The 11,013-nt window shown below is 43.4% G+C and carries 8 protein-coding genes and 1 pseudogene; 4 read left to right on the top strand and 5 right to left on the bottom strand.

The window, feature by feature from the left end; translation table 11 throughout:
• Positions 1-40: 40 nt before the first annotated feature.
• Both rtcA and HWQ41_RS21900 read right to left on the bottom strand, forming a co-directional pair.
• Complete coding sequence (rtcA, locus tag HWQ41_RS21905; protein WP_292767454.1) at positions 41-1,087, bottom strand: RNA 3'-terminal phosphate cyclase; 1,047 nt, start codon at positions 1,085-1,087, stop codon at positions 41-43.
• Positions 1,088-1,469: 382 nt separating this feature from the next.
• Positions 1,470-2,816 (bottom strand): FAD-binding oxidoreductase, encoded by a 1,347-nt coding sequence (locus HWQ41_RS21900; RefSeq protein WP_292767451.1) that lies wholly within the window; start codon positions 2,814-2,816, stop codon positions 1,470-1,472.
• Between the two features lie 356 nt (positions 2,817-3,172).
• On the opposite strand from HWQ41_RS21900, the gene HWQ41_RS21895 reads away from it, so the two are divergent.
• Positions 3,173-5,227: a DNA adenine methylase gene (locus HWQ41_RS21895; RefSeq protein ID WP_292767448.1), complete on the top strand. Its 2,055-nt coding sequence runs from the start codon at positions 3,173-3,175 to the stop codon at positions 5,225-5,227.
• Positions 5,228-5,428: 201 nt separating this feature from the next.
• On the opposite strand, the gene HWQ41_RS21890 is transcribed toward HWQ41_RS21895, so the two are convergent.
• Entirely contained in the window at positions 5,429-6,025 is a 597-nt protein-coding gene (locus HWQ41_RS21890) for an ABC transporter substrate-binding protein (RefSeq protein WP_292767445.1), read from the bottom strand.
• Between the two features lie 21 nt (positions 6,026-6,046).
• On the bottom strand, positions 6,047-6,529 hold the full coding sequence (locus tag HWQ41_RS21885; RefSeq protein WP_292767442.1) for a tetratricopeptide repeat protein: 483 nt from the start codon (positions 6,527-6,529) through the stop codon (positions 6,047-6,049).
• Between the two features lie 288 nt (positions 6,530-6,817).
• Here HWQ41_RS21885 and HWQ41_RS21880 point away from each other — a divergent pair.
• Positions 6,818-6,949, top strand: a pseudogene (locus tag HWQ41_RS21880) (hypothetical protein); the annotation flags it as partial.
• 97 nt (positions 6,950-7,046) lie between these two features.
• On the opposite strand, the gene HWQ41_RS21875 reads toward HWQ41_RS21880, so the two are convergent.
• Positions 7,047-8,363, bottom strand: coding sequence for a CCA tRNA nucleotidyltransferase (locus HWQ41_RS21875; protein ID WP_292767439.1), 1,317 nt, complete (start codon positions 8,361-8,363; stop codon positions 7,047-7,049).
• 86 nt (positions 8,364-8,449) lie between these two features.
• Between HWQ41_RS21875 and HWQ41_RS21870 the strand changes: the two genes are divergently transcribed.
• Together HWQ41_RS21870 and HWQ41_RS21865 are read left to right on the top strand one after the other, a co-directional pair.
• Positions 8,450-8,698: a Ycf34 family protein gene (locus HWQ41_RS21870; RefSeq protein WP_104904694.1), complete on the top strand. Its 249-nt coding sequence runs from the start codon at positions 8,450-8,452 to the stop codon at positions 8,696-8,698.
• A gap of 708 nt (positions 8,699-9,406) precedes the next feature.
• Complete coding sequence (locus tag HWQ41_RS21865; RefSeq protein WP_292767435.1) at positions 9,407-10,807, top strand: esterase-like activity of phytase family protein; 1,401 nt, start codon at positions 9,407-9,409, stop codon at positions 10,805-10,807.
• Positions 10,808-11,013 lie beyond the last annotated feature (206 nt).

Genomic DNA, 11,013 nt, shown 5'->3' with positions numbered 1-11,013 from the left:
CCCCAGTCCCCTGCTATAATTCCTCAAAGCTTTGTTTATTTCATCTAGTCAAACGTATCACCGACACTATTTTCTCAGCTTCATCTACTGTTATCTGCGCCAGCCCAAACTGTTCAATTACCGCTGCATTTGTCGTCAAATGTCTACTCACCTCAGCTACCCGGTACTGACTTTCCTGTGAAGCTAAAGCACCTGGCAATAATAACTGGTCTGCTAAATGTTCATCCACTGCTGCGCCAGTTTGATGAAACTCAAGCAGTTGCTGACAAGCAATCTCTGCAACTGTCTCCGCTGACAACCGTAATCGCCCAAATCCACCAAAGCCAGTCAAGCTGTTCTGATACTCAGCAGTTAAAAAAATACCCGCCCCAGGTGCCACACCTCTTTCTCGCAAGGTCTGTATAGCAACTTTCAAATGGGCTGACCGTAACAAATTTTCGGCACGATTCGCCATCCGTTGGGGAATATGCGAAGGCAATTCCGTTACTACTGCTAGTCCTCGCACCTGTTGTAAATCTCCCCGTTCTAGCAAGTTAATCCCGCTGAGTTGACTACCGCCATTCACCTGCAACTGTACCTCTCCCCCACCTTGGGGAAACCACCCCCAAGCGCCTAACTTGACTTGGGCCTCTACTCCCATGCGTTGCAATATTGGCAGATAAACTTGCTCAATGTACGTCACTGTCGGGCTAAAGTTAACATGAGTTCCACCCTTTAGTGTTACCTGGGAATTGCCGGATGCTAGTGCTAAAGGTAAGAGAATTGTCTGTAAAACTAGAGCGATCGCACCCGCAGAACCACCTTGTTGTGCTTTACTAACATCAAAGGTATAAGTTCCGGCTTGCACAGCACTACCAGGGATAAATTCCAGCAGCATTGAACCCAAAGCATCACCCCGAAGTTGGGCATTACAAATTCTCGCCGCAGCCCGAACTGCTGTTAAGTGTTGTGCTGCTAATCCTGGCTTTTTGCGTCCGGCGCGAATGCCTGTAATTCGTATGGGTTCACCGGTGATGGCGGCTAGACTTAAGGAAGTGCGAAGAACTTGTCCGCCTCCCTCTCCGTAGGAACCGTCAATTTCAATCATGGGCGGTTTTGGGATGTTGGATTTTGGGTTATCCCCACGGCTCTTAAACAGGACTTACGCAAAAAGGCAGTGAAAGCCTTGATTTACCGTAGGGGCAATTCATGAATTGCCCCTACATTTCGTACTTGATGCGTAAGTCCTGTTAAAATCAAACCACAAATTATAAACGCCCAACAGCTAGCTTTTTGGAGGGAGGTTACACAAATATACAGAGAAAGTTCTGATATGTGTTTCTGTAGTTTGCTAATTTACGCGATGTGCAACTTAAATATTCTGACCTCACTTCCAAACCTCTCTCCTTACGAAAGAGAGGCTTTGAATTCTCCCTATTCCCTAGTAGGGAAGGGGGCTGTTTAGGTTTTAGTAAAAGTTGCACATGGCGTTAATTTTGAATTTGAAATTGAAGAACCTTGCTTTTACCAGGGTTCATCAAACCATAGGGATCAACTATTTCTTTAAATTTTAACTGCTCAGGATCAATAACTTTTCTGCCTCCATCTTCAATAATATACGTGTGAGGATTGGCAATACTCACACCATGTTCTTCGTGATAGCGGATAATCTCGTTGAGGCGTTCTTCTGTGGTGTAGCGCACAAGTTGCAAAGCACCAGGAACTACGGCACCGTTTACCCGAAAAAATTCTAAATGCATCATTACCTCATCGCCGAAGTGATGATACATCTGCTCTACTAGTTGCAAACTTTTATCCGCAGGAAACATACTTTGTAAATAGGTAATACCAGTATCTACACTCCGGGCGAGTAAGGTAGTGTGGTTCCAGCTAAATTCTGCTAAATGTGTACCTTTGGCTGCTTCCTGGGCTGGTTTTTCATAAGTAATCTGGCCGCCATATTGCTGCACCAAACCCGGTAAGAATTCCAAACTTGATTCAGCAATGATCAAAAATACTGGGTGAGTGCCTTCAGGAATGTACTCTTGTAGGGCGTGAAAATATTGGGGAATTTGGGATGCAAAGACAGAAATCAACTTCTTAATCATGCCATCAGCATTACCCAGCGCCTGACCAAACTTTGCTGCTGTCATAAACTCGTCAAATGTGACAATGACTTCTGCCCAAGGATAAGCTGGGCCTAAGGGGATTTCGACTTCGGTAATGATGCCGTTAATTCCCCAAGCATGATTCACCTTTTGTACATCGTCGCCGCGTAATTCGATCGCACGGGGTTCATCTTCTACAGTTACCACTCGCAGTGCTAAGATATTACCGCGATCGCCTAGTAACCCATATTGTATCGAACCAATGCCCCCACTCCCCCCAGCAATAAATCCGCCAATTGTGGCTGTGCGGTACGTGGAGGGTGCCATGCGGATTTCCCAGCCAATTTCTCGTGTTTTTTTATCCAAAGCCGCCAACTTCACCCCAGCTTCTACCCGCGCCACCCCCGGTTTCACCCAAGGAATCTCTTGCATCCGCGTCATATCTAAAATTACGCCACCGTGCAATGGTACGCACTGCCCATAATTCCCTGTTCCCGCACCCCGCACAGTTACAGGTACACGGTGTTTCGCGCAGGCGGCTGCAACTTTTAAAACCTCTGCTTCATTGGCGGGACGCACTACAATATCCCCGACTTTTCCCTCTAGTTTCGGCACAAGCACCGGACTAAAGCTGTGATAATCCTGGGATAATTTTGCGACTTGGGTGGAGTCGGTGATGGTTTCTATGCCTTCTAGAGAATTAATCAGGGCATCTAATGTTGTCGTCATATTATATCCTTTTTTTTTAACGCAGAGGAACGCTGAGGAAAGCGCAGAGGAACGCAGAGGAGTTAATTCTCTGCGTAAACCTTGCTAATTTGATTGAGTGTGATCACGGCACGGTTACTCATTCATTCTGTAGATTAAAATTTTACTGTATCAGACAATATGGAAAAGATGTTTGATGCTTAACCTAATTATCAGTTCAAACTCAAAACCGTAGAAAGTATTGACAACATTTATTCGAGTAGATGTTTATTAAATATTCCTGATAAATACTGGAAATGCAAATCTGAGTGGTATCGATTTGAGTTTAACTGAACAACTTAGTGTTAAATTAAAGGGTTACATAAAATAGCAAACTTATGAGTAAGCTGATAGCATTCGGTTGGTATGGAGGAAAATACAGTCATCTGGACTGGCTTCTACCACTCTTGTCAACAACTACTCATTACTGTGAGCCTTTTGGAGGTTCAGCAGCAGTTTTGATAAATAAAGAGCCATCACCTGTAGAAACTTACAATGATATTGATGGTGAACTAGTTAACTTTTTTCGTGTACTACGGGATGAGAAAAATGAACTCATCAGGGCTATTACTTTCACTCCTTTCTCAAGACGTGAGTTTGAACTTGCCATTTATCAACCTACTAAAGAGTTATCTAATTTAGAACGAGCAAGGCGATTTTTTGTCCGAGCTAGACAAGTGAGAACAGGATTAGCTCAAACAGCAAGCTACGGTAGATGGGCACATTGTTTGTTAACAAGTCGTGCAGGTATGGCTGGGGCTGTCTCAAGATGGTTAGGAAGTATAGATGATCTTTCTAAAATAGTTCAAAGATTTCAGCGAGTTCAAATAGAAAATTGCCCAGCAATTGAAGTTATTCAAAGATATGACAGCGAAGAAACACTCTTTTACTGCGACCCTCCTTATCCACATGATTCTCGTGGAGACAGCAATGCTTATGGCTACGAGATGACAGATGAAGAACATCATAAACTAGCTTATGTGCTTCACAATGTCAGTGCTAAAGTTGCTATCTCAGGATACGACTGTACCCTGATGGAGGAACTATATGGTGACTGGCGACGTATTCCAGCACCGTCAAAGTACTGTCACTCTGTCAAAAAGTTACGTACAGAAGTCCTCTGGACAAACTATGACCTAGAATATCAACCTATACAAATATCTCAAAGGAAGTCCAAAAAGTCTACAAAAGCTATTATGTCAATGCCTCCAGAGATTCTTAACTCAGCCTTTGATAGAGCATCCGAATACATTAGAACGGGCGATTCAATGATGATTGCTCCAGAAATTGTTGATAGAGTCGAATTTGTATGTAGACATCCTCAAAATAAGGCTGGCATCAGGCTTTTATTAGCTTGCTTATTAGCGAAAGTTCATCAACCTCATCTAGATATTCGTAAGCCATTTACTGAAATTGGCACAAAAGATTCTTACTCAGGTCGTTTTTACGATGAATCACATATAGCATTTTTTATTAATGAACGTAACTTACAAGATGTATGCAACCCAACAACTGCTTTTCTGACACCCGCACTTCGTACTAAAGCAATTCCTTTAACTTTAGATGTTAAGTTGATAGGAAAACCTCTAATATTATCCGAGACTGTTATTCAGCTATTTGACGATGTTTATACAGAGCGTGTAGCAACAGAAGACCTGCTTGTAGAAACTATAAAATGGCTTTTGATTCTTAAAAAAGAGAAAGATCAACGAATTCAAAGCCTTATTGCTAATTTAAACACTTTAGATGATCAGGCAATTCCTCTTTCTGCTGAAGCAATTGTAAAACTTATTAGACAGCATTTGGATTGTCCGAGAGCAAGTCGTTTACCAGTGCTTATTGTAGCTGCTGCTTATCAATCAGCCTCAGAACATTTAGGAGAACGAGGTTTACCCTTTGAAAGTCACAATGCCGCTGATAAACAAACTGGTTCTTTAGGTGACATTGAAATCAGGCTCATAAATAGTAACAATTTAGTAACCAGCTATGAGATGAAAATGAAACGCATTACTATAAATGACATCAATCATGCCCTGCAAAAAATTACACGAAGAGTAGAACAAACTGGATATAAAATCGATAATTACATATTTATAACTACTGAAACTATAGATAAAGATGTAGAAGACTATGCTACTAATCTCTATGAAAAGACAGGAGGCATAGAGATTGTAGTGCTGAATTGTATTGGTTTTTTACGGCATTTTTTGCACTTGTTTCATCGCTTACGGATGCAATTTGTGGAGGAATATCAAAAGCTTGTGCTTGCAGAACCCGACAGTGCAGTTAGTCAACCCTTAAAGGAGGCTTTTTTAGCATTGCGCCAAGCTGTTGAGAGTGTTGAAGTGGAAATAAACTCAGATGTTGAGACTGAATTGGATACTCCACTTTGAAAGGTAGCTAAAAATCTGGAAAATAGCAAGCGATCGCTTACTTCTTGTAATAGCCTACTCCTTTATTCACAAATTGCAAGGTGTATACGTCCTTGTAATTATAATCTGCTAATAAAAATACTACTGGCTGAAAACCACCCTGTTTTTCAATGGCAAAGGGTTCAGACGTAATATAACCTTGCTGGGCTGAGTTTTTGTCAATCAGAAAAGGAGCGGGATTAAAGTTGTAGGGAGCTTTTGATCATCGGTAAAACCGTACTTTGCTTCGAGTAAAGGCCAATAGGTAATGTTAGCAGAAGCAGAGACATAAATTGGTTTGCCTTTGAGGTCGGCAAGGATTTTAATTGCTGGGTTGAGATGTGCAATCAGACACCAAGGGTCTTTCTGGAAAATTGCTGCAACTGTAATTCTGGGAATACCTTGTGCTATGGCGTTCACGGCATCCATGCCATAACCCATAAAGAAATCTACCACACCCCCCATCAACAATTGAGTACCACTAGGAAGCTGGGGGCCACCCATTTTGAGAGTTACATCTAAACCGTAGTCTTTGTAAATACCAGTGGCGTAAGCGCAGCCCGTCGTAGACATCGCCTGGTAAAATCCGCCGTGTTCTGCTTGTGCTATCCAGTTTGTACCAAACGTAATTTTATCCACCCGATAATTGCTATTTGACGGTTGGTTGCTGTTAGTACAAGCAGCAATAACGCTACTACTAATCCAGATAGAACCGTATTGGATAAAATTGCGACGACTAAGGCGATGAATTGCTGTTGATGAGGGTGATGACGGATTCATAAAACAGTATAATGCTCTTTCCTATCTGCCGTTGTAGCTGAATCTAAATGTACATTCTAGAATCAACTTTTGATTCACTAGCGAATAGGGCTGAATTTCTAGAGCGCGTTGAAAAGCTCCGATCGCTTGACCATACTCTCTTAGTGCCGCATAACACAAGCCCATACCGTGAAGCGCCCCAAAATGTATTGGATTTATCTGTACAACCATCTGACAATCTGCCAAAGATTTTTGATAATCACCAATACTGTAATAGAGGAAAGCACGGCGATTCCAGGCTTCGGCAAAATCTGGTTGGTCTTTAATTAGTGCCGTCAGCGCTGTTTCGGCTTCCGCAATTTCACCTGCATCCAGTAATTTTTGACTGCGATCAATTATTTCCAGCCCATAGATTCCCTTTTGCTGAAACCAGATCCGCCAGATTTTTCTGGTTGCCTTTTCGCGGACTGTGGCATCCGGGTTTTTCAACTCTTCAAGTAAGGAATTGATAAATAAAGAATCCATGAATTTGAGATCAGTGAATATACCTTTGTATTCACTTTCTCACAAAATATATCTATTAAATCATTTTTAAAGTCATCTTTAAATTTGCGGTGATTAATTGCTAATTATGAATTTCCTGTGTTATTTATTCTATTCAGTAATACGACAGCTTACCACACTCGACATCTAGAGTCATAAGTGGTTGGTCATTAGGATGCCAAACTTTAAAAATAAAAACTGACTATAGGTGGTTGATAGATCCCTAGTGACTAATAACTCATAAAAATATCACAAAAAAACTAATGACTAGCTCACATCAATATGCTAAAGCTGCAAGATACAGTAGACAAATGTCGTTTGCAGGTAGATGGCAAGGTGATGAAACCAGGCGGTGATTTGGTTGTCACCAAAGCCGCAGTTGAGCCGATTTGGTATTTACCTTAGAAAACTCTGTTACTCAGCAATGCCAATATTGCGTAGGCGTAGCCCGCCGCAATATTGTCATCAGATAACATCACCAGAAATTGATCAGGTATATTTAACCCTCAAGTAACTGACGTGCAAATGCGATCGCCTCTGTTGGTGTTAAGACTTTCCCCTCAGCTTGTGCTACGGCAATTTCTGTCAACAGTTGGCCGATGATTGGCGAAGCGGGAATATCTAATGCTATAATCAACTCTTTCCCGCTCACTAGTGAAGTGGGATGAGCGACCAGATCATCAGGGTTCAAGTAGCGGCTGATCAAAGGTGCCCAGACAATGCAGCCCCTTGCTTTGGTTTCCAGAGTTGTAGCGACTGCTGTGTGTAGTGGGTTGTCACTAGACATCGCCTCTAGCAAATTATCAAGTGCTACAGCTAGCACTGCCATAGCAGGAAACACCATATCTGCGTCATGGAACAAAAAGTATTGTTCTCGCAAAGACATATCGACTATTTGAAGCTGTGGGAACAGTTTCAGAGCAGTGGTTACACCCCGGATTTCGGCACGACTATAAGTTAGTTCCTGTAGTTCTATTTCTGCTAATTGCGGATCTGGGTTGACAAGACAAGCAAGTTTGGCAATACCTAACCAAGTGGTTTTGATACTATCGCGGACATATTCTTGGAGTTGTGCGCCTAATTGTGGCCAATTTTGGGTGAGTAAGGCAGCTGCTTGATCAACTTCTGCTAGTTTGATCAAGCTTTCACGGGTGGCGTTTTTGAAGAAAGGGGTAAGTAAACCATCTTCCCAAGCACTTGTAATCCAAGGAGTACCCTGAGAATTTGCTAGCAGATAGCCAATTTCTACCCTAACTCGTTCGGCTGCAACTTTGCTGATATGTGATGCCAAAGAACGAATTGCGGCTTGGGTAGCTGGCTCAATAGTAAAACCTAGTTGGGCGGCTTGGCGATAACCTCGCATTAACCGCAAAGGGTCATCTTCTAGGTTCGCGGGTGATACCATTCGCAAAATGCCCTGTTGTAAGTCTAGATAACCTTGCAGAGGATCGATAATTTCTTGCGTATGGGGATTATAGGCGATCGCATTTACTGTAAAGTCCCGTCTGTGCAAATCCACTTCTAAACTATTTCCTTCCTGTTGGGCAAAGTCAGCAGTGGCGTGGGGAAAAACCACACGGGCAATTTGTCGTTCGGCATCGAGTAACACAAAACCAGCTTTGTAATGATGAGCGATCGCTCTCGCTACCTTTACCGCCTTAGATGGTATAACAAAATCTAGATCCAGATATTCGCGAGTTCTGCCAAGGATAGCATCGCGGACAGCGCCACCTACCATGTAAGCGGGTTGTGGCAGCCATTCCAAGCTAAAAGGCCAATTTTCGGCAGCTAGGGTAGAAGCAACTGATTCGTGCATTGTAATAAAAATCAACCCAGCAACTCATGAATAACAGTTGGGCTTAAGTTAGATTAACAATAAAGGCGTCTGGAGTTGGTTCTATTATGTGTATTTGTGTGAACTGCCACTATGTAGACAGCTGTTTTACCTATCATGCCGTAGAAGGGCAGCACCAACAGCCTCACTTGACCGAAACACCAAATTTTGATCCGAATGAACCTTCGATCAATGTCAACATTCGGACTCAAGATGATGTAATTGAAATGGAATGGGATGTTGTTGGTTGTCTCAGTTTTAAGCGGGAAACGGGTAAGTGGTCGAAATTGCGTCCTGGTGAATTAGTGCCGACTTGAGAGAAAATGATTGCTGCATCTTAAAGGTGACTACTGCACCAAACAGCAGTAGTCGTAAATATTTTTGTTAGTAACTATAAAAGTAAATCTTAAGTAGGGTGTGTTACGGCTTTAGCCTAACGCACCGCTTATAATATGGTGCGTTAGGCGCTTATGTCATGTTTTTCGTGACAAATCATATCGAAACATACGCCTAACACACCCGACAGTAATTTAATTTTTACTTTATAGATGACCTCTAACTTTACCCGCATTTCTCACAACTGAGAAATGCGGGTAAAAAAGTTTGTACTCTAGGACTTACGCATTGACAGACGTAACTAAATGTGAGTTACCTCTCGTTACAAGGCAGAGCCTTGTAATGCTCTTGTGGGAGGCTCTGCCTCCTGTCAAACAGGGAGGCTCTGCCTCCCTGTGATCACATTCCCAGGCAGCAGCCCAGGAACGAGGCAGGGCAAGACTTTTATCTTAATAAGCTTGATATGCACATGATGCTCAATTTTTAAAGTGCGTAAGTCCTATACTCTTGTTTGCCTTCTTCTGCCCCGTCCACAGCCCCATCTAATACTGGTGGGCATCAGGCATTTCTACATTAATCTTTACTTAATCTTTGCTTAAAAATAGCTTAATTATTAGGCATAGATAATGACAAAGTGAAAAAAAATACACTATCCCTCAGTAAATATTGTCCCTAGTAGGAATACTGATATGCTCAAGACAAATCTCATTCTGTTCTTATTAGCGTCATTTTTTGCTGCCCCTGCCGCCAACGCAGAGGTTAAGCTGGTCGCAATTGGCAGCCTGAGTGGTAACATCGGAGACCTCTCCCGCAAAACCTCCGCTCCGCTCGAAAGCGGTGTTCCGGGAAACCTCCTTGGTGGTATTGGGTCGGGATTAGCCTACGCTGGCCGTAACACCTTCATCGCCATCCCAGATCGGGGCCCGAATGCCAAGGCATACAATAGCGCTGTGGATGACACAACATCCTATATTAACCGCTTTCAAACCATCAGTCTGAAACTCGTACCCAGCCAGCTTGGTTCAGCGTTGCCCTTTACTCTTACTCCTTCTCTAATTGACACAACCCTGCTATCGAGCAAGAAACCTCTAGACTACGGTACTGGGGTGGGACTGGGAGTGCCGAGCGGTGTCCCTGCCCTGAATGCCAAGAATACCTACTATTTCACTGGACGCTCAGACAACTTCGACCCCACCCAGATATCGACCTATCCCAATGATGCCCGCTTCGATCCGGAGGGCGTGCGTGTATCCAATGACGGTGAGTCCATCTTTATCACCGATGAATATGGCCCCTATGTGTACCAATTCAACCGCGAGACAGGTAAGCGCATTAAGGTCTTTACGCTCGACAGCAAGTTCGCAGTCAAAAACCTAAATCCTGTTGGTGATACAGAGATTAGCAGTAACACATCTGGACGTGTTGCGAACAAGGGTATGGAAGGACTCGCGATTACCCCTAATGGCAAGACCCTAGTCGGCATCATGCAGAGTCCGCTGATCCAGGACGGCGGTACTAATGGCGCTTACACCAGAATTGTTAAGATCGACATTGCAACAGGTGCCACCCAAGAATACGCCTATCAGCTAGATAATATCGGCACCGCAGCTAAACCAAAATACCCGACAGTAAGTGAGATTTTGTCCATCAGCGATCGCGAATTCCTGGTAGACGAACGAGATGGCAAGGGCTTGGGCGACGGCTCTCAGGCTGCCTTCAAGAAGATATACCATATCGATCTGACGAATGCTCAAGAAGTAAGCAATATCACTGGCGAAAGCAACCTAGCTGGTAAGGCAGTTAGCAAAACCCTGTTCCTCGATGTAGTAGCTACGCTCACTCAGAATGGGATCAAAGCAGAGGACATCCCTGCCAAGCTTGAAAGTTTGGCTTTCGGGCCAGATGTGATTATCAACCGCGTGATCAAGCATACGCTTTTCATCGCCAACGATAACGACTTCGTTGGTACCATAGCGCCAGACGCTTTTCATCCAGCAGGTATCGACAACCCAAACAAGTTCTTCGTCTTCGCAATTGACACTACTGACATCCCAGGCTTCGTACCCCAGAAGATCAAAGGGGGGTATTGATATCCGGCGTTCCGGCAAAGAGAATGATCGCAGTTTCTCTTGTGGGGTGGGCATCTTCCCATTGGTGTCAAGTTAACAAAATTAGAGTCTTGTCAAATCGGTAAAACTCAGCATATAGCAATACTATGTCCAGATCCCCGACTTCTTCAAGGATGCTGCTGGCGAATTAGGGGTCTAACCCATACTAGGTTAGACCCCCGATAAGT

It is taken from the genome of Nostoc sp. NOS(2021) (assembly GCF_017115025.1).
In the GTDB taxonomy this organism is placed as follows: Bacteria; Cyanobacteriota; Cyanobacteriia; order Cyanobacteriales; family Nostocaceae; genus Nostoc.
Note: the sequence above shows the minus strand (reverse complement) of the source record. Positions and strands in the feature narration are given on the sequence as shown.

Coding starts and splice junctions, on each gene's coding strand:
- HWQ41_RS21895 (WP_292767448.1), top strand. CDS start 3,173: ATGAGTAAGCTGATAGCATTCGGTTGGTATGGAGGAAAATACAGTCAT.
- rtcA (WP_292767454.1), bottom strand. CDS start 1,087: ATGATTGAAATTGACGGTTCCTACGGAGAGGGAGGCGGACAAGTTCTT.
- HWQ41_RS21885 (WP_292767442.1), bottom strand. CDS start 6,529: ATGGATTCTTTATTTATCAATTCCTTACTTGAAGAGTTGAAAAACCCG.
- HWQ41_RS21900 (WP_292767451.1), bottom strand. CDS start 2,816: ATGACGACAACATTAGATGCCCTGATTAATTCTCTAGAAGGCATAGAA.
- HWQ41_RS21870 (WP_104904694.1), top strand. CDS start 8,450: ATGTGTATTTGTGTGAACTGCCACTATGTAGACAGCTGTTTTACCTAT.
- HWQ41_RS21875 (WP_292767439.1), bottom strand. CDS start 8,363: ATGCACGAATCAGTTGCTTCTACCCTAGCTGCCGAAAATTGGCCTTTT.
- HWQ41_RS21890 (WP_292767445.1), bottom strand. CDS start 6,025: ATGAATCCGTCATCACCCTCATCAACAGCAATTCATCGCCTTAGTCGT.
- HWQ41_RS21865 (WP_292767435.1), top strand. CDS start 9,407: ATGCTCAAGACAAATCTCATTCTGTTCTTATTAGCGTCATTTTTTGCT.